The 18,868-nt window shown below is 36.3% G+C and carries 23 protein-coding genes; 20 read left to right on the top strand and 3 right to left on the bottom strand.

Annotated features, from left to right (window positions below; translation table 11 throughout):
* The first annotated feature begins 407 nt into the window (after window positions 1-407).
* The 8 genes from AC1TPB_RS17360 to rbsB all read left to right on the top strand — a co-directional run bounded on the left by AC1TPB_RS17360 (window position 408) and on the right by rbsB (window position 7,043).
* Window positions 408-863 (top strand): hypothetical protein, encoded by a 456-nt coding sequence (locus AC1TPB_RS17360; protein ID WP_482077656.1) that lies wholly within the window; start codon window positions 408-410, stop codon window positions 861-863.
* 355 nt (window positions 864-1,218) lie between these two features.
* A complete protein-coding gene (locus tag AC1TPB_RS17355; RefSeq protein WP_482077655.1) occupies window positions 1,219-1,485 on the top strand; it encodes a hypothetical protein in 267 nt (88 codons plus the stop codon).
* A gap of 45 nt (window positions 1,486-1,530) precedes the next feature.
* Complete coding sequence (locus tag AC1TPB_RS17350) at window positions 1,531-1,989, top strand: hypothetical protein (RefSeq protein WP_482077654.1); 459 nt, start codon at window positions 1,531-1,533, stop codon at window positions 1,987-1,989.
* Between the two features lie 371 nt (window positions 1,990-2,360).
* On the top strand, window positions 2,361-3,239 hold the full coding sequence (gene rbsK / locus AC1TPB_RS17345; RefSeq protein ID WP_482077663.1) for a ribokinase: 879 nt from the start codon (window positions 2,361-2,363) through the stop codon (window positions 3,237-3,239).
* 2 nt (window positions 3,240-3,241) lie between these two features.
* Entirely contained in the window at window positions 3,242-3,640 is a 399-nt protein-coding gene (gene rbsD, locus AC1TPB_RS17340; RefSeq protein ID WP_482077653.1) for a D-ribose pyranase, read from the top strand.
* Between the two features lie 18 nt (window positions 3,641-3,658).
* Window positions 3,659-5,161 (top strand): sugar ABC transporter ATP-binding protein, encoded by a 1,503-nt coding sequence (locus tag AC1TPB_RS17335; RefSeq protein WP_482077652.1) that lies wholly within the window; start codon window positions 3,659-3,661, stop codon window positions 5,159-5,161.
* Window positions 5,142-6,110, top strand: coding sequence for an ABC transporter permease subunit (locus AC1TPB_RS17330; RefSeq protein WP_482077651.1), 969 nt, complete (start codon window positions 5,142-5,144; stop codon window positions 6,108-6,110). Before AC1TPB_RS17335 ends, AC1TPB_RS17330 begins: the two co-directional genes overlap by 20 nt.
* 15 nt (window positions 6,111-6,125) lie before the next feature.
* Complete coding sequence (gene rbsB / locus AC1TPB_RS17325) at window positions 6,126-7,043, top strand: ribose ABC transporter substrate-binding protein RbsB (RefSeq protein ID WP_482077650.1); 918 nt, start codon at window positions 6,126-6,128, stop codon at window positions 7,041-7,043.
* A gap of 199 nt (window positions 7,044-7,242) precedes the next feature.
* Here the strand turns inward: rbsB and AC1TPB_RS17320 are convergent, their stop codons facing one another.
* Window positions 7,243-9,159: a terpene cyclase/mutase family protein gene (locus AC1TPB_RS17320; RefSeq protein WP_482077649.1), complete on the bottom strand. Its 1,917-nt coding sequence runs from the start codon at window positions 9,157-9,159 to the stop codon at window positions 7,243-7,245.
* Window positions 9,160-9,279: 120 nt separating this feature from the next.
* Between AC1TPB_RS17320 and AC1TPB_RS17315 the strand changes: the two genes are divergently transcribed.
* From AC1TPB_RS17315 to AC1TPB_RS17290, 6 genes are all read left to right on the top strand, one after another.
* A complete protein-coding gene (locus AC1TPB_RS17315) occupies window positions 9,280-10,410 on the top strand; it encodes a glycerate kinase family protein (RefSeq protein ID WP_482077648.1) in 1,131 nt (376 codons plus the stop codon).
* A 166-nt stretch (window positions 10,411-10,576) separates the two neighbouring features.
* Window positions 10,577-10,960: a VanZ family protein gene (locus AC1TPB_RS17310; protein ID WP_482077662.1), complete on the top strand. Its 384-nt coding sequence runs from the start codon at window positions 10,577-10,579 to the stop codon at window positions 10,958-10,960.
* A 167-nt stretch (window positions 10,961-11,127) separates the two neighbouring features.
* Window positions 11,128-11,370 carry a hypothetical protein gene (locus AC1TPB_RS17305; RefSeq protein ID WP_482077647.1) on the top strand — a complete coding sequence of 81 codons (243 nt, stop codon included), beginning with the start codon at window positions 11,128-11,130 and terminating at the stop codon, window positions 11,368-11,370.
* On the top strand, window positions 11,309-11,815 hold the full coding sequence (locus AC1TPB_RS17300; protein ID WP_482077646.1) for a hypothetical protein: 507 nt from the start codon (window positions 11,309-11,311) through the stop codon (window positions 11,813-11,815). Before AC1TPB_RS17305 ends, AC1TPB_RS17300 begins: the two co-directional genes overlap by 62 nt.
* A gap of 142 nt (window positions 11,816-11,957) precedes the next feature.
* Window positions 11,958-12,434 carry a hypothetical protein gene (locus AC1TPB_RS17295; RefSeq protein ID WP_482077645.1) on the top strand — a complete coding sequence of 159 codons (477 nt, stop codon included), beginning with the start codon at window positions 11,958-11,960 and terminating at the stop codon, window positions 12,432-12,434.
* Window positions 12,431-13,084 carry a carboxylesterase family protein gene (locus tag AC1TPB_RS17290; RefSeq protein WP_482077644.1) on the top strand — a complete coding sequence of 218 codons (654 nt, stop codon included), beginning with the start codon at window positions 12,431-12,433 and terminating at the stop codon, window positions 13,082-13,084. Before AC1TPB_RS17295 ends, AC1TPB_RS17290 begins: the two co-directional genes overlap by 4 nt.
* Before the next feature lie 32 nt (window positions 13,085-13,116).
* Here the strand turns inward: AC1TPB_RS17290 and AC1TPB_RS17285 are convergent, their stop codons facing one another.
* Entirely contained in the window at window positions 13,117-13,878 is a 762-nt protein-coding gene (locus AC1TPB_RS17285; protein WP_482077643.1) for an ATP-binding protein, read from the bottom strand.
* A gap of 219 nt (window positions 13,879-14,097) precedes the next feature.
* Window positions 14,098-14,241, bottom strand: a complete 144-nt coding sequence (locus AC1TPB_RS17280) for a ribbon-helix-helix domain-containing protein (RefSeq protein WP_482077642.1) — start codon at window positions 14,239-14,241, stop codon at window positions 14,098-14,100.
* Window positions 14,242-14,387: 146 nt separating this feature from the next.
* Here AC1TPB_RS17280 and AC1TPB_RS17275 point away from each other — a divergent pair, with 146 nt between their 5' ends.
* The 6 genes from AC1TPB_RS17275 to AC1TPB_RS17250 all read left to right on the top strand — a co-directional run bounded on the left by AC1TPB_RS17275 (window position 14,388) and on the right by AC1TPB_RS17250 (window position 18,825).
* Entirely contained in the window at window positions 14,388-14,627 is a 240-nt protein-coding gene (locus tag AC1TPB_RS17275; RefSeq protein ID WP_482077641.1) for a hypothetical protein, read from the top strand.
* A gap of 156 nt (window positions 14,628-14,783) precedes the next feature.
* On the top strand, window positions 14,784-15,158 hold the full coding sequence (locus AC1TPB_RS17270) for a hypothetical protein (protein ID WP_482077640.1): 375 nt from the start codon (window positions 14,784-14,786) through the stop codon (window positions 15,156-15,158).
* A 14-nt stretch (window positions 15,159-15,172) separates the two neighbouring features.
* Window positions 15,173-15,385 carry a hypothetical protein gene (locus tag AC1TPB_RS17265; protein ID WP_482077639.1) on the top strand — a complete coding sequence of 71 codons (213 nt, stop codon included), beginning with the start codon at window positions 15,173-15,175 and terminating at the stop codon, window positions 15,383-15,385.
* Between the two features lie 446 nt (window positions 15,386-15,831).
* On the top strand, window positions 15,832-16,281 hold the full coding sequence (locus tag AC1TPB_RS17260) for a hypothetical protein (protein WP_482077638.1): 450 nt from the start codon (window positions 15,832-15,834) through the stop codon (window positions 16,279-16,281).
* Between the two features lie 93 nt (window positions 16,282-16,374).
* Window positions 16,375-17,490 carry a DnaJ domain-containing protein gene (locus tag AC1TPB_RS17255; protein WP_482077637.1) on the top strand — a complete coding sequence of 372 codons (1,116 nt, stop codon included), beginning with the start codon at window positions 16,375-16,377 and terminating at the stop codon, window positions 17,488-17,490.
* Between the two features lie 342 nt (window positions 17,491-17,832).
* A complete protein-coding gene (locus AC1TPB_RS17250; protein ID WP_482077636.1) occupies window positions 17,833-18,825 on the top strand; it encodes a hypothetical protein in 993 nt (330 codons plus the stop codon).
* The last annotated feature ends 43 nt before the right edge of the window (window positions 18,826-18,868 follow it).

The raw sequence follows: 18,868 nt of genomic DNA, 5'->3' as shown, positions 1-18,868 counted from the left end.
GAATCTCAAATTCCGTTTGAACATCCAACGTCATGTACATACTCATCTCTCCCTTGAGACAAGTATGTAGCATGTCGTCAAAACTGTACATCTTTATTCAAGCAATTCTGTACATATTTAGACTAGCATTTATACATTGACCACTTCTAAGGCGTTACAACCAAGTTTTTGCATTACTCTCCAGTAGTATGGAATACAAACAAAGTGTTCCATCGTATAGATTGGTTATGTTTCAATAAATATCTTAATCTAACAGGCTTAAGCTTATATTCATCATAAGAAGCATAAATCAAGCCATCATTAGAAGTAGAAATTCAAGGATGTAATTGCTGTTGATAACCTTGAATACGCAAGATTCGTGAAAACCTGAACGATATCGGAAACCAGTAGATGAGGTGATATTTAGAATGAGTAAAAGATATGAAATTAGATTACCACATAGAAGTCACCCTCAAATTATATTTATCTTAATACTCCTTATTTTTCATGTAACCACTAATTTGAGCTTAGGCAACCCATCGTATTTAGTTAGTTTATTGTCATGGGTTACTTCGATAATTGTTTTATTTATCATTGTACACCAAGCAATTCTATTTACACGATTTGGAGATGAAATAGAGATTACAGACAATAGTATTAAAGCGAAAAATATTGAACTTCCTTTAAAGGAAATAGAGAAAATAACAATAGAAGGATACTTTAGACAAAGTATTGGAATTAAACGGAAAGGGCAAAGATTTGTGCCAACAAACCTGCATTTTAGATTTAAGGAAAATGAAGAAAAACAGGTGAAAGAATGGGAACGATGGGCAGAGGATAATGGAATTAAAGTAGTGAAAGGAACAGTTTATAGTTGGATATAAACATATAGATAAAACAAGAAGTAACAGGCATTTGATAAGATTGTATTCGTGCGGCGGTGGGATTATTGAATAATAAAAATATGAAGCTTAGATTAGCTTTTATCATTCCAAACATATCCTTATATTTAATGTTCATAGGGTTTGGAGCTTTTGTATTTGTTAATGTAGATGGACTTAGGGAAATAAATCGGCTGGGTATGTGGTCATTCATGTTGTTACTGTTGTTAAGTATAGCATTATTTGGTTCATACCGAATTTACAGTTGGATTAAGCAAGGGAAAATGTAGTACAGCACAAGTTCGTAGAATGTTACACGTTAGGTGAAACAATCAAAGCCTCGAAAGCAGGTGTTTAGATGAACAAAAGTGATAAATATAATCCCTACGATGATGATACATTACACTCTAATCAACAGGAAGACATTACAGAATCAATAGATGCACGGGAGGGGTTCAACGATGTAATGAAACATTATGATGCGGTTAATGGACATCAATCACCTAAGAGACTAGATCATTTACCGAAAAGTTTAAGAAAGATTGTTAAGATTATTATTATTGTCGGGGTAGCATCATTTTTAGCATTTCAGATCTATTCTTTAGTAACTTCATTAAATAGTTAGTGGAATTACGATCAAGAAACTACAATTAAGTCGATAGGAGATCAGATGAACAACATTAAGACATATGCAATCGTAAATCCATCCGCAATCAATACTATAGTGGCAATGCTTTTAGTTATAGTTTCTCAAATGATTTTGATCACACAGAAAGAAGATAGAGACATCTTATTTTATTGTGTAATAGTACTATCAGTCTTCGCTTTTGTTGTATTGATCGTTATCATTGTAAGAACGTATATATTGAAACCTAGCAAGATGCGAATTGATAATGAAAGTATACATATTAGAGGTAGAGTCATTAGAGCAGATGAGATAAAGTTGATTATGATAAGTTTACATAAAAAACAGGTCATTGGAATTAAACCAAAAGGAAAACTAATTGTACCTCTGCATCTATGTTATCGTTACTTGGATGATCAGGATACCGGGATAGATGAATTAGAAAACTGGGCACAAGAAAAACAAATTAAGTTAAAAAAGGGCTCATTCGTAAGATGGCTGTAATGAATTTGAGAGGATGCTAGAAACAATAAAGTACATACACTAACTAATAATTTTGAAACAGTGGCCCATAGAATGAACGTAATTTATACGATCAATAGTATAAAGCGCGCCGAAGTTGTGGTGTGCTTTTTTGTGTTGTAAAGAATTTCGTCACTTTTCGCTAACGTTGAATTAACGAAAAGCGACGGGATCTTTTTATGTCTTGCCATTAGTAAATTGGGTGACAACATTTTAGTATAGTTTTTGATTACTTAGTAAGTAAATTGAACAAGATAAGGTGAAAGAAAATAACTTTCAGATTTTTTTTGGTACTTAGAGTTTAGAAAAAATGTGAAGGAAATCAGATAAAGCCAGTAGAAAGGTTGATGAAAATGGTTAAAGTTTGTGTCATCGGAAGTTGTGCTATGGATTTGGTAGTAACGTCAACGAAACGGCCTCGTGCAGGTGAAACCGTTCTTGGGGAACATTTCTCAACTGTTCCGGGGGGAAAAGGGGCGAATCAAGCTATCGCAGCGGCACGACTAGGTGCAGATGTTACGATGATTGGCTGTATTGGAAAGGATATCTATGGTAAAGCAATTATTGATAATTTAATAAGTAATAACGTTAATGTTACGTTTGTAGACTCAAAATCAGATGTGGATAGTGGAACAGCGCATATCATTTTAGCTGAAGGTGACAATAGTATTATCGTTGTCAAAGGAGCGAATGATCATGTTAGTCCATCTCTAGTTGAACAAGCACTGGATACGTTAAAATCGGTTGATATCGTTCTAGTACAGCAAGAAATACCAGAGGAGACGGTATCCTATGTGAGTGACATTTGCCATAAATTCGAAGTGCCGTTGTTACTTAATCCAGCACCGGCTCGCTTTATTAGTGAAACAATTATTGAAAATGCTACTTATTTAACACCGAATGAACATGAATGTGCAATTCTATTTCCCCAGTATACGACAAGCGAAGCATTACGAAAATACCCCAATAAGTTATTTATTACTGAGGGGAGTAGTGGTGTTCGATATTACGATGGGGAGCAAGAAATACTTGTTCCAACGTATAAGGTGGATGCTATAGACACGACTGGAGCGGGAGATACTTTCAATGCAGCACTAGCCGTTGCATTAGCCGAAGGGAACTCAATTCAAGCAAGTCTGAAGTTTGCTAATCGTGCTGCTTCTTTATCTGTAACAAAATTTGGTGCACAAGGTGGCATGCCAACAAGATCTGAAGTAGAGGTGAACTTATAATTATGAAAAAACAAGGAATATTAAACAGTCATATTAGTAAAATCCTTGCTGACTTAGGTCATACGGATACGATTGTCATTGCAGATGTAGGACTACCCATTCCGAACGATGTTCCTAAGATTGATTTAGCTCTTACACTGGGTGTCCCAAGCTTCCGAGATGTAGTGAACATTATCGCAGAAGATATGGTGATAGAAAAAATAATGATAGCCGAAGAACTTGCGGCAAATAATAAAGAAACATCCCAATACTTAAACGATCGATTTAAGGAAATTGATATCGAAGAGATTTCACATGAACAATTTAAGATACTAACCCAGCGTGCTAAAGTCATCATTCGAACGGGTGAGGCAAAACCATATGCAAACTGCATACTTCAATCAGGAGTTAATTTTGGATAATGAGGGGGTTCTAACAATATGCACGTTGAAATGAATGATATTTATAAGTCATTTGGTGCTAACCGTGTATTAGAAGGTGTGAATTTTGAACTTCGTGAAGGTGAGGTTCATGCACTTATGGGGGAGAATGGTGCTGGTAAATCTACTTTGATGAATATTTTGATTGGTTTACACAAGCGTGATCAAGGAACAATAATTATAGATGGTCAGGAAACATACTTTGCAAACCCGAAAGAAGCAGAAGATAGCGGCATTACTTTTATCCATCAAGAGTTGAATGTGTGGCGGGATTTGACTGTGCTAGATAATCTTTTTATTGGAAAAGAACTGTCTTCAAGTATCGGTTTACTTAATATGAAAGAGATGAGAGAGCTCGCGAATAAACAATTTCGAAAGCTATCCGTAACGATTCCATTGAACCAAGAGGCAGGAGAATGTTCCGTTGGTGAAAAACAGATGATCGAGATTGCCAAAGCTCTAATGACCAATGCTAAGGTGATCGTTATGGATGAGCCAACAGCGGCATTAACAGAGCGTGAAATACAAAAGTTGTTTGAAGTGATTGAATCACTTAAGAAAGATGGAGTATCGATCGTCTATATTTCACATCGCATGGAAGAAATCTTCGCGATATGTGATCGAATAACCGTCATGCGTGATGGGAAAACAGTAGATACAAAACCAATTCCAGAAACGAATTTCGATGATGTGGTCAGAAAGATGGTTGGACGAGAATTAACTGATCGATTTCCTGTTAGTCAATCTAAGCCAGGGGAAGTTGTGCTTGAAGTTAAAAACGCAACTAAGAAAGGACAGTTTCGAGATGTTAATTTTTCTGTCCGATCAGGTGAAATTATTGGCTTCTCAGGATTAATGGGGGCTGGACGTACCGAAATGATGCGAACGATTTTCGGACTAGATGCTCTAGACCGTGGTGAGATTTGGGTGAAGGGAAAAAAAGTTATCATTCGTAATCCGAATGATGCGATGAAAGCAGGCATTGGGTTTGTTACGGAGGATCGAAAAGATGAAGGTTTAGTGCTTGATTTCTCGGTCAAAGACAATATGGTACTAACCAATTTATATAGTTTCGCACCTAGGGGCATAATCAATAGGAAGAAAGAACAAGAATTTGTCGACCTCCTTATTAAACGACTGCACATTAAAACACACTCCTCTTCAACTTTAGTTCGTAATTTATCTGGTGGTAATCAACAGAAAGTGGTCATTGCCAAATGGATTAGCATCGGTCTGAGTGTTCTCATATTAGATGAACCTACACGTGGAGTCGACGTAGGAGCAAAAAGAGAAATATATCAACTTATGAATGAATTAACTGAGCGAGGTGTAGCGATTATTATGGTATCTTCAGAACTTCCTGAAGTATTAGGAATGAGTGATCGTATCTTCGTTGTTCATGAAGGGAAAATTAGTGGAGAACTTTCTAAGCAGGAAGCATCGCAAGAGCATATTATGAGGTTAGCTACAGGGGGTAATAGTGATGACGACAATCAAGGATGAGAGAGAACCGAAAGGGTTACAACTTGGACAATTTACACAGAAACTTGGACCATTACTAGGGTTGATTATCCTAATTATTATTGTAACTGTACTTAATCCAAGTTTTATGGAGCCACTTAATATACTCAATTTGCTTAGGCAAGTAGCGATTAATGCGCTAATTGCTTTCGGAATGACTTTTGTTATTTTGACAGGTGGGATTGATTTATCAGTCGGATCAATACTTGCACTCTCGAGTGCGATCATGGCAAACCTGATGCTATCTGGATGGGACCCGATATTAGCAATCATTGCAGGTTGTATATTAGGTGGAGTAATGGGGGCTGTTAACGGTGTTTTAATTACTAAGGGAAGAATGGCTCCCTTTATTGCGACATTAGCGACAATGACTATTTTTCGAGGATTAACGCTTGTATATACGAACGGTAATCCAATCACAGGTCTTGGAGATAGCTTAATGTTTCAATTATTTGGGCGCGGTTATTTTCTAGGTATTCCTGTTCCTGCTATTTCAATGATCATCGTATTTGCAGTTTTGTGGGTTATACTTCACAAAACACCATTTGGCCGAAAAACCTATGCTATAGGTGGTAATGAAAAAGCATCGATTATTTCTGGTATTAAAGTAGATCGAGTCAAAATTATGATTTATTCATTAGTAGGGATGTTATCGGCTTTAGCAGGAGCAATCCTGACCTCAAGATTGAACTCGGCACAACCAACAGCGGGAACTTCATATGAGTTAGATGCTATAGCCGCAGTAGTACTTGGAGGGACAAGCTTAACTGGTGGACGTGGACGTATTGTAGGTACATTAATTGGAGCGCTCATCATCGGAATATTGAATAATGGTCTGAACTTGCTAGGAGTATCTTCTTTTTACCAAATGGTAGTAAAAGGGATTGTTATTGCAATTGCTGTACTATTAGACCGTAAGAAATCCGTATAAGAGGGGGATACTAACATGAAAAAAATAACGTTAATTCTGATTTCCATCTTAGTAGTACTAATGACAGGCTGTTCATTAGAGCCACCAGCTTGGGCAAAGCCCAACAGAGGTGGGGAATTGAGTAATATAAAAGTTGGGTTGTCGATATCTACATTGAATAATCCGTTTTTTGTTTCTATCAAAGATGGTGTAGTAGCTGAGGCTAAGAAGCTGGGAATAGAAGTGATCGTTATTGATGCTCAGAATGATTCAGCGAAACAAAGTAATGATGTGGAAGATTTAATGCAAAAAGGTGTTAACGCGCTATTAATTAATCCTGTAGATTCATCTGCGATCTCGACTGTAGTACAGACTGCCAATAGTTTAGCTATTCCTGTTGTAACCTTGGATCGTTCCGCTGAGAAAGGTGATGTGCAAGCGTTAGTAGCATCTGATAACGTAAAAGGCGGATCTATGGCGGCGCAATATATTGTAGAACAAATTGGAAAAGGTGCAAAAGTAATTGAGCTGGAAGGTTCACCAGGAGCTTCTGCCACTCGTGAACGCGGTAAAGGTTTCCATGAAATTGCAGATACTCAGCTAAATGTTATTGCTAAGCAAACTGCCGATTTCGATCGAACGAAAGGCTTAACGGTTATGGAGAACCTCCTACAAGGAAATCCAGGCGTACAAGCTGTTTTTGCTCACAATGATGAGATGGCACTTGGGGCTATAGAAGCGATTCAAAGCTCAGGAAAAAACATTCCTATAATAGGTTTTGATGGAAATGAAGATGCACTTAATTCTATCGAAGCGGGAAAATTGACAGGAACAATTGCCCAACAACCTAATTTAATCGGACAACTAGCTGTTCGAGCCGCCAAAGATGTGTTAGATGGAAAAACGGTGGAAAAGTTAATTGCAGCACCACTTAAACTGGTTATTAAAGAATAAGAACATAGCAATTTGAAAGTTAAGTCTACAAAGGTTCAAAAAGTCGGCTTTCGCAAGTCGAGGAGATGGAGCGCTACTTGAGGAAGGAGGAAACGCAAGTGTACGTAATTGATACACGCGTACCTACGATGCTTCTGCAAGAAATATATATCGGAAGCTTATGCTAAACTTCCCAAGTTTGCTTCAGTCTCGACGTTGGCTAAGCTTCGAGTGCATGTTCATCGTTATCCAATCCGAACTTCCTCTTATAATGAGCTAACGTCGCGAGAGGCCAGATGTACCGATAGCTATGATAGTGATTATAGAAGTTCCCTGGTAGACCTGCACCCGTCGGATAAGTAGTTAACCAGTTATTTTCCTGTAACGATGTAAGCAGTCTATCGATCCCTCTCTTAATTACAGGAATCGGTTGATCATGTACGGCGATTAAAGCATCTAATGCCCAAGCCGTTTGTGACGGTGTGCTTTCGGAAAGTGGGACATAGCGCCGAACAATATCACTGCTGCATGATTCACCCCAGCCGCCATCACTATTTTGAATACTTATAAGCCATTGAACAGCTTTTTGGATGGCTTTATCATTCGAAGATGATCCAGTAGCCATTAAGCCTGTTATTGCTGCCCATGTACCATATATGTAGCAAACGCCCCATCTACCGTACCACGAGCCGTTACGCTCTTGACGAGCTAATAACCAATCTACCCCCTTTTTGACACTACTGTTCTGATCATTAAGTCCTCTAAAATTTCCGAGATATTCTAATGTTCGCCCTGTAAGATCAGCTTCTGAAGGATCGATTGCTGCAGATTTCGCACCATCTAATGCAATCCAAGTCAGCATTTTATTGTTTGTGTTTTTTTCAAATGCTGGCCAGCCACCATCATTATTTTGCATAGATAATGCCCAATTTAATCCGAGATGAATAGATTCTAAGTAGGCAGAGTTATTGTGACTCAAGCTCTCCATAGCACGTAGCACGGCAGTAGTGTCGTCGACATCTGGATTCAGCGTATTTGTTTCTGAGAACCCCCAACCTCCAGCAGTTGTATTTGCATTATGAACGCTCCAATCCGCTTTGTTATGCTGCTGCTTTGACAATAAATATTGTCCGGCTCTATGAATCGAAAGATGGTCATCCCTTATTCCCGCTTCTTGTAGCGCATAAGAAATTAATGCCGTATCCCAAACGGCGGACGGTGAATTTTGTATCGTTGTTATACCGTTACTATTACATTGCATATTAAGCAAGCCCTGCACAGCTCTCGTAATTGTTGGATGTTGCTTGTCGTATCCAAGTGCAAGTAAAGAAAACACCATTAAAATAGTACTGCTAGCATAACTATATAATGTTCCATCTGCTTCGATTCTATCTAGCATAAACTGCTCGATCTTTGAAGTTGCAATATCATGAAGGGAGCGAACGCTACCGATCAATCTATTTTGACCTAATTCAATCATCTCGATCATTTGTATGAATTCCTCTGAAACCTGTTCACTAGCATCTATTCGACTAATTTGAAGATGACTGAGATCAGGTGTGCTATGTGTTTGGATAGAAAAATCGCGATTTGCCATAGTGAGCATTGGAAGTAGATGGACTCTCGAATAACCCGAAAATTGAAATATGTTTATAGGTAGTATCTTAGGTAGAAGAATGATTTCTAGTGGGATTGATTTGATGGACTTAGGCCATTTGATCTGACCTGTTGCAGCAAGAATAGCGTTACTTAATAGACCCTTCGAAGCGTTCAGCCCACCTTGTGCGATAATATATTGCTTAGCAAGGCGTAGTGATTTATCTGTTGATTGACTGTAGCCTGAATACAGTAGAGCATAATAGGCATCGATCGTTGCAGATAAATTTCCCTGCTCTTCATCTCTATACAAACACCAATAACCATTAGGATGCTGCTGTGCTACAATGCGATTATACAATTGTTGTATAATGATCTCATTAGCAGAACCTAAAGATCGTAACAGTATAATCATATAGGAATCGATGATTGTTCCATTTTCAAAGCAATATCGCCAAGAGCCATCTGATTTTTGCTCATTTATTAGATAGTTTGCAAGATTAGAAATTTCAGTCGTCACCTTTTCATTACGTGATGGCATGAATCGTCACCTCCAATTCCTTTTTATTAGTATATAGAAGTGAAAAAGTAATCATGATCGATTTTGGAAATTGACTGTTATTATTCATGGTTTCCAATTTTTAGAAAGTAGGTGAACGGTTTGAAAATTATTATTGCACCGGATTCATTTAAAGGAAGTTTATCCGCAATTGAGGCATCGCGTGCGATTCAAAAAGGGGTTCACAACTATATGCTAGAAGCTGAAACGATTGTGATCCCATTAGCTGATGGAGGAGAAGGAACATTAGACTGTCTTATAGCTTCAAGAGGTGGTGAGATTGTGACTGCTACCGTGACAGATCCGCTTGGCAACGAGCTAGTAGCGGAATACGGTGTAATTGCATCAGAACAACTTGCTATCATAGAAATGGCAAGAGCTTCGGGAATTGAATTACTAGGTGAAGCAGATAGAAATCCGCTTATTACAACAACATTTGGAACAGGACAGTTAATTGCACATGCACTAGATGCCGGTTATCGTAAATTTATTATTGCAATTGGTGGAAGTGCAACCAATGATGGTGGTGCGGGAATGCTGCAGGCGCTGGGGATGCGGTTACTTGATGAGGATGGAAATGACGTTCCTTATGGAGGAGGCTTTTTACATAAGATTGTAGCGATCAACGACAGCAAGTGGAATGCGAAAATCGCACAATCAGAGTTTATACTTGCCACAGATGTGCAAAATCCATTCGTCGGATCTAATGGAGCGTCCTATGTTTACGGACCGCAAAAAGGTGCGACACCTCAAATGGTGAAGCAATTGGACGATAATATGGTTCATTGGGCTAATCTAATCGAAAAGTATAATGGGATACATCTACATGATCAAGCAGGAGCGGGTGCAGCAGGTGGACTTGGCGGAGCATTTCTTACATTTTTCCCAGTTGAGATGAAACGAGGTATTCATGTCGTGATTGAGCATTCGTTGCTACTTGATCAATTACATGATGCAGACTTGGTTATTACAGGTGAGGGGCGTATTGATCATCAGACAGCTTCAGGCAAAACATTGATGGGTATTGCGGAGGTAGCAAATCGATGGAAAGTACCTGTTATCGCATTGGCAGGTTCTATTGGAGAAGGAATTGAACAACTGAACGAGATTGGAATCCAAAGCATACATAGTATCATAAATGGTCCGATGTCACTGGAAGAAGCAATGTTGCGCGCTCAGGAATTGCTAGAGCAAACGACAGAGCAATTGATGCGGATTAGATACTGCACGTAAGATTTCAATTATTATCAAATCCCTATTTGATAGTCGGTCTGCTCTTGGGAAGTCTTATCGGGGTGATGACGAGTATATAGCTAAACATTAAAAGGAATGTTAAGATCAGAAAAATGAACTCAGATGAAACAAGACAAGTTCTTAAAACTAAAACTGGAGGGGACTAATATTAGATAGAACGATATACCAAAATCTCGCAGGAAGAAATTTTAATTTGTATCCATTTAAGTCAATAGGAGCTTATTTATTTCATAAGGATAGTTATAATTATAATACTTGGGCATTGAATTTATTTGGGAATATGATTATGTTGGTTCCTTTTAGTATATTAATGGCGTTGTTATTTTCAATGCTGAGAAAGACTAAAATATTTATAGTGTGCTTATTAGTGTTTAATCTTGGAATTGAAGTGTTTCAATACTTCTCGGGATTTGGTAGCTTTGATGTGGATGATCTAATCTTGAATAGTTCAGGTGCTATGGTCGCATATATTATTCTGAGGGTTCTATTATCGTTGAAGTTCATTAAGAAATTTACAGAGGCAATGTAAGTAATTCATATGAAAGTCACGCATCATCTAACATAGTACTTACATGTCGGGCAGCGACACTTGGTCACATTAATGCTTTTGGCAGAGGTAGCTGATTTATGTGACAACTTGCTACGCAAATTCATGTAAGTCTGGACGTTAAAAAAAATGACTGAGAGGGGTGATGGATGTTATTGAAGAAGGAACATAAAAAATGGAATGAAGATAGCTCAAACGAAGGTTATGTTACCTCTATATATATTATTGATTTTATTAAATCTAAAAAAACTTTACAGCATTCAAAAAAGAAACTTTTAGAACTGAGTTTTTTAACTAATATTCTTAAGCGTAGTATGAAAGGAGAAATTTATGAAAGTAAAGCTAAAGAAAGAAGATATTCAAACCGTGCAATTGAGTTGGAAATGTATTGAACCGATGTTACTAGCCGTTAGAGGGAAAGACTACCCTATTAAAATCGAAATGTATCAACAACTAAATGAAGGTCAACAAGGTTTGTATATGTTTTATTCTTTTCATAATCGCGCCAATTCAACGGCAGAGTTCTACTGGTTTGCGAATTATTACATAACTAAGGTTCAGTCATGGAGTGGAATTAAACGTGCCGTTGAGTTTTATAGTGATAATGAAATGGTAGTCTTACTAGACGCAATTGAACTGTTTATTCAAAAGTGTAATCAAGCGAATAATTCAGGGGGAAACGTAAGTCCATCCGATCTAAAAGCTGATAGAGTATTAAATAATGAAGTAAAAGTACTTTTTGATAAATATAGAGTTCAGTCGGATAATACAATTGATTTAATGAATAAGTGGATTATTAATCATGAAGAAGATTTCATTGAGATTAATTCATATTAGATCGTAACAGAGATTAATTGGGGAGCGATAATCAGGTTATGTTGTAAGGCGATGATGTAACATGGTTAGTTAATAAAGACTAAATAATTACGCTGGTATGAAATAAGCAAGTAATATCAACTAGAGATGACGGGATGATAATATGAAGAAAAAATGGATAGTGAGTAGCATTATCGTAATTATATTGATATACGCTTTATATGATTATCATCGTCCGCAATATGTAGAGTTAAGTTTCAACAGTATTATCTATTCAATTGACAGTAATTTCGAGAAATCGATTGTCGTCTCTATGAAAGGAGATCGCTATAACAGTCTAGTAGGGAATGGCATGTTTCTAGGTGAGTTGAGCGTAGATGAAGATTTGAAGTACAATGTCAAACTTACAGAGGACGGTAATCGTTACGTAGGCTCTATAATTGCGAAGGATTCAAATAAAAATACTATAACCATTGGTTCAGTTGATGTCTCTCATGATTTAGATAAGATATGGATCCAATTGGATGATATAAATGAACGATACTCTTTGTCAGAAGGTTATGGTTATGTAGCGGGTCCAGCTAGTACTGCAATTGAAGCTAAAGAGATTGCTAGAATGATCATAGAGGGGATAAAATGAAAAGAACTTATGGGAAATTTACAGATGGATTATCGGATATAGGTTATCAAATTCTAATCCCAGAAGATTATGATGCGCATTCCATACAAAAATACCCAACGATACTTTTTTTGCATGGAATCGGAAGAAGAGGAACAGACTTATCCATCTTAGATGAGTATGGGATTAATAGGTATTGCGAAATGATTAAAGATATGAAATTCATCGTAATTACCCCACAATGTCGAAATGATAGCTCTTGGAATGAAGAAAAAAAGCTTGTAATTCGAATGTTGAAACAGTTAAGAGCTACATTCCCAATCGATGAAAACAGAGTATATCTATCTGGTTTCAGTATGGGTGGCAATGGAACATGGGAAATAGCGGTGACTGAGCCTGACTTATTTGCAGCCATAGCACCGATGGCTGGTTGGTATGAAGGCACAGATATTAATAAGTTGAACGATATGCCGATTTGGAATTTCCACGGTGAAGATGATGAAGTGGTATCTATCAGTGGATCTGAAACAATAATGAGTCAACTTACAACAAGTAAATCCGAAGTTAAGTTCAGTAGATATAAAGACGTCAAACATGATGTTATGTATAAAGTATTAGAAAATAGAGAGCTCTATGAGTGGTTACTAACTCATAGAAAAAATAGAAAATAAAATGATAAGACCACCTCAAACTGGACATTCAGCTACAGTTGTAGCTGAATGTCCAGTTTTCTATACTGAATAGCTTCCGCAACATGCTCTAACTGCACTTCCTCGCTATTTACAAGATCAGCGATCGTACGGGCGATTTTTATAATTCGATCATATCCTCGCATACTCATCCCAAGTGCTTGAAAAGCATTTTCAATCAATTCATGAGCTTCCTTTGGCAACTTAACTAATTGCTTAATTCCTTGCGTAGTCAACTCACTATTATAGTTAAATGCGTATTTACGATAACGATGCTGTTGTAGCTTAACTGCTTGCTCGACTAGCTCTCTCATTTGCAGCGAGGTCATAGCAAGATCTTCTTTCGATGGGATAAGCGAAGTAGGGCGCGCAACGTCGATCTGTAGATCGATCCGATCAAGCAGTGGTCCAGACAGCTTGGCTCGATAGCGATGAATCATCGCCTGTGTGCAAGTGCAGCTTTTTCCTTCACGTTCAAATCCATAAAACCCACAAGGACACGGATTATATGAAGCTGCTAACAGAAATGAAGCGGGAAAGGTAACATGATTTCTTGCTCTAGAGATCGAGACTGTATGCTCCTCCATCGGCTGGCGAAGCAACTCAAGTACCTGCCTGGAAAACTCGGGTAGCTCATCAAGAAAGAGCACACCATGATGAGAGAGAGTCACCTCGCCAGGCTTTGGAATACTGCCGCCTCCGATGAGACCTCCGACTGAAATCGTTACTAAATGGGTATCTATTATTTCGCTTGTTGCATAAACAAAATAAAACAACTAAAGTAGATTTCCTTTATGACAGGGAAGTCTTTTTTAGTTGTTTTATTTATTTTTGATCTAATAATATTTTTTATTCCTCTAAATCCTGCTCGTATGCGCTCCAATCTTACACAATAAACAATAGAATTAGAAGCTAACCTATCCCCGTAGTATCTACAAGAGGAACGGTATAAGCTTCTTTTTTTATTGTTTATTTAATATTTTTCACTCTTATAACTATTCCCTTTTTCTGTTTTGTAGAGTCACCATTATGTAATTGCTTAAACTTCTGTTGTCCTCTTTAGCTTCCTTTTCCAGTTCCTCTTTTAACTCTTTCGGCATCGTAATCATTACTCTAATATTTTCATCGGCTATAGCCATTTTGTTTCATCCCCTTTCACTAATACTATAACATATTACACTAAATAAATAAAGTGATTGCATAGTGTTGCACTAGTGTGTTATATTAGATTTACACCAAGAGAACAACACACAGCACATCAACACAAAAGGAGGTTACATACATAATGAACATGATCAGCGAACTATACGACAACGCTATTTCATTTAATCGCCTCATCTGGATTATGAACAATCAAGATACAGATAAACTCTTTGCTATCTCAAAGCGTCACATAGCACTCGCTAAAGAGCATATTGATGCTGATACTACTACTCAACGTAGACAAGCCATCAAACTTGAAATTGAGCGTCTGAGAGTCGAACGTGATGAGATTATTAATGAAGTAATGCAGCAGATGCAATAATATTGAACGATAGTTCTCACAGTTCTATCGTGAACGTCAACTTCAAAAAATGGTCAAGACTAGGCAAATGGAATGTTGACTTTCCATTTGGATTTTCTTCAATCAATTCTAATCAATTCACAACCAAAAAATTCTATTAATCGGAGAGTGTTTATTATGACAACAGCAACAATCGCAATCGAACAGATCAATCTAAATCAACGTGAAGCTATTCAAGCTATTTTAGTGCCACAATTTAAGGTGAATGAGAACGGAAGCAACAAAGAATGGTTAAGCAGCTTAGAGTCGTGTGTAGAGGATGCTCTAACGAATAAAGCTAGTTTAATAGAGTTACTATTCACAGTCGGTCAAGAAGGTTATGATAATAGCGCACATGGCGTACCAAACGAGCCTTGGATTGCTCAAATGGTTATGAGTGCGAACTGGGATGACGAGTGTCAATTAATGTTCGCAAATGTTTGGGATGGTTTATATGAAAATCTCAGTGATGCTATTAACACTACATTAGACAAGCTAAATATTTTAATGTAGAGAGGGTGCTTGCTATGTCTAACTCTACAACTAAGTATGAGCAGTACATTGATAGTATTAATGATAAGTATCATAACCTCATCAAACAAGGCTCTAATCGTCATATGAGCGTTGCTGAGCGGATTGAAATTAGGTCGGAACTTGCTAGATTACGCAGAAAGAAGAAGAGGTTCAAAGCAATCTCAGAGGAACTTGCTAGATTAAACAGCAAAAAGGGATACTTGTAATATTTCACAAATATCCCTGTAACTATTCACGAAAACGAAAAATAAGCCTTGACTATTATAGGCTGTAAAGGTTATTATTTGTAGTATTATAGGTGCAGATTCTAGCAAGGGCGTCTATGATACTACCATTTTTTACTAGAAAGAGGTTGATGCGCTTGATTTAGTTTATGTAATTTTTCATTAGATTGAAGCTTTTTTGGTAAAGGTATATAACTTACAATTGTAAACTAACTTTGTTGATCAAAATATGGCGATAAAACAATAATATCATGCACATTTACAAAATGCAAGCAAATTAAGCAAATCAAGTAGTTTTAATGTTTTTTATGCTCAAACCAAAATAATAGGAGGAGTATTATGATGACTGAAAAGGAGACAGAAATTTATATCAAGAAAAAGTTAAAGAAATTTATAGCCGAAAAAAATTTCTTAACTACTTTTTATTGTTGCCTAAACATCAATATTTCAGCAAATATATTGAATTGTATTACCAGATTCCTGACAACCAAAAGTACGAAGTATTTAGAGACATATGGACTATGAGCGAGAATGGACTTGATATTAACATATATAAACAAGTCATAAAGTATAAATCTGTGATATCAACATTATCCATGCAACACGAACTACAAAAACATGCCGATGAGCAAGGTTATATTACAATCTACCGAGGGATCAATGATCATAACAATCCTAATGGGTATTCTTGGACACTTGATGAGGAAAAGGCACAATGGTTTTCACAGCGATTTTTCAGCGAGAACGGATATGTTTTAATGGCTAAAGTGCATTTAGACAATGTGATTGATTTTATTGAGGAGAGAAGAGAACTAGAAGTTATTATTGATCTTGATAGTTCACTAGCTTCGTTATTAAACTCTAATCTTACACAGTAATCAATAAAATTATGACACATAGGGGCTACCAATCCCCAATCATACTGGCAGTACATATACCATATAAAAACACTAATTATACGGAGGGATTAAATGAAACAAGTTGAAATGGAATTAGATACATCACTTGAAACAATCACAAACGAGATTCTTCATTACAAGACAGTTGTCACTGGAGCAGTATTTGAAATAGGTAGACTGCTTAAGCATGTTAAAGATAATGACTTATCTCATGGACAATTTGGTAAATGGTTGGAAAGTATAAATTTAGACTGGAATGACGCTAATCGTATGATGAAGGTAAGTGAGGAAATAGGGTCAAATTATGGTACGTACCACAATTTAGGGTTAAATGCACTCTATCAAATCGCAACTATGCCACCTGATCAACGAGAAAAAGAACATCTAATTCCATCAACTGGTGAATTGAAAACTGTTAATAATATGACGGTACGAGAGCTACGAGAAGTCAAGAAAGCTAATAAAGAGCCACAAATTATTAAGAAAACTAATAGCCAAACAACTAAAGAAACTATCAAGGAAACTGAACAACCTGAACAACCTCAATATACTAGTTGTTGGGATGAAGAAGTAGATCAATTTGCTGCCAATCTTAAGAATGTTATCTTACCGATTAGACGAGATACACGCTACAAACTTAATTATGAACAACTTAATCTCATTGGCATTCTTAGTAAAAAACAACAACTATTAATAGTAGATGCTTATAAGATAGCTGATCCTTTATGTAGACATTTAATGTTACCAGCACTCATTAGATTAGCTATTCATGATGTAAGAGTCGAGTTTATAAATCAAGCATCTGTGACAATGTTAGTATTACTTAAAAAATACTCGATGACTAAGATAGTTTATAACGTAATTATTGATGAGTTTATTAATAAAGTTGATGGTATGACTGATATTTTCGAAGTTGAATCATTCTTTATGGGTAAAAATGAGCAAGAGGAAAGAAAAAAGGAAGAGGAATATAAGCAATTTAACGCTGATGATTATGATTTCTCATTTTTATCGAGTAAAAAGACTACTAGTAACAGTTATCAAGTGTTAGGCGTTGCTGATAATGCTTCTCAAGATGAAATTAAAATTGTCTATAGAGCTTTAATGAAGAAATTACATCCTGATCAAGGCGGTAATGATTATTTATTCAAACTGGTTAAAGAAGCATACGATTCTATTTCAAAATAAAAACGTTCCTAAAAACACTAGTTGCAAACTAGTACAAAATAGACACATAAAAACGTTCCTAAAAACACTACCTAGTATTATTATCGATGTTTTTATGTTCCATATCATACAACGTAGTGTTTTTAGACTATGAAAAAACGTTTCTAAACACAAAGTAAGATATAAGAGTATAAGAGTAAGAGTATAAGTATAAGAGTATATCACGCGCGCGTGGCTTCATTGAAAAATTGTTGGTCGCTATCGCTTAAATAACAAAGATAAGTTCAAAACATAAGATCAAGTTCAAGATCAAAGGCACAGAAACAGGTTTATTATGTATCATTTAAGATTAGGAGTGGGTAAATGTCATCAATAATTAATAGTTTTATATTAATATTCAAACGTAGTTTTCATATCGGTGAGGATTTACTATCAGCACAGCAATTATTTATATATGCATTTCTATTTCGTAATCGTCAGCAGCTCATAGATAATTGGGTTACTGATACTAGTATTAATTTAATATATCACCGAATCAGATGTAAATTGGATGGTAGCAATACTAAAAAAAGAAAATCAATAGTTATTGATCTTCTCTTGTTACGTGACAGAGGATATATCATATTTGATTGTGATAGTGACAGTATACATAAAGATGAAATATTATCTATTACTTTTCCATTGGTTTCTGATGAGTCTTTTATAAAGATTCCATACTTAATTTTTGATAAATTTGATGATCGTGAGAAGTTTTGGCTGTATTCTTATTTTAATCATAATACATTTCGTAACGCTGGAGTAAAAGTGTCACATGCTGAATTGTGCTCAATGCTTGGTATCTCTAGATCATGTCTAGTTACCAAAATTAATCAAATGAACACTGTTTCCAGTGATCCAAGGATATATAAATTTTCAGGTGCTTATGTTGATGGGAGTATGAAACAAGAAGAAAATATGTACTATGTTGTATTAGATGATGAGAAAAAGAAACTTTGGAACAGTTTCTATAATGAAAACGGAGAAGCAAAAGATAAAAGAAGAAAAGGATTCAGGAAGAATGCGGATATAGTTTTTAGTGTGAGTTTCGGAGAGATTACTGTTTCAAGTCTTAAAGAAAAGGTTAAGAGCAGTCAATGGAAAATAGGAAAGATAAGAACAATTGAATACGATGATTACGAACTATTTAAGATTTGTGAGCGAGAAAGAATTGATATTAGATTTATTGAGAGTTGTAAGATTAGGATAAATGACTATATAGATTGCATTGATTATGACGGTAGATTTGAAAAGTACGAAAATGAATATAAGAGAGACATGATGAATGCTGGTATAGAGATAGATCATGATAATTTATAGATGTTTCGGTATCTTATTCAACATCGCATCTGAACACGCTAGA

The organism is Paenibacillus sp. Y951, assembly GCF_056786395.1.
The sequence above is the reverse complement of the archived record's forward strand: the minus strand, read 5'-3'. Positions and strand labels throughout refer to the sequence as shown.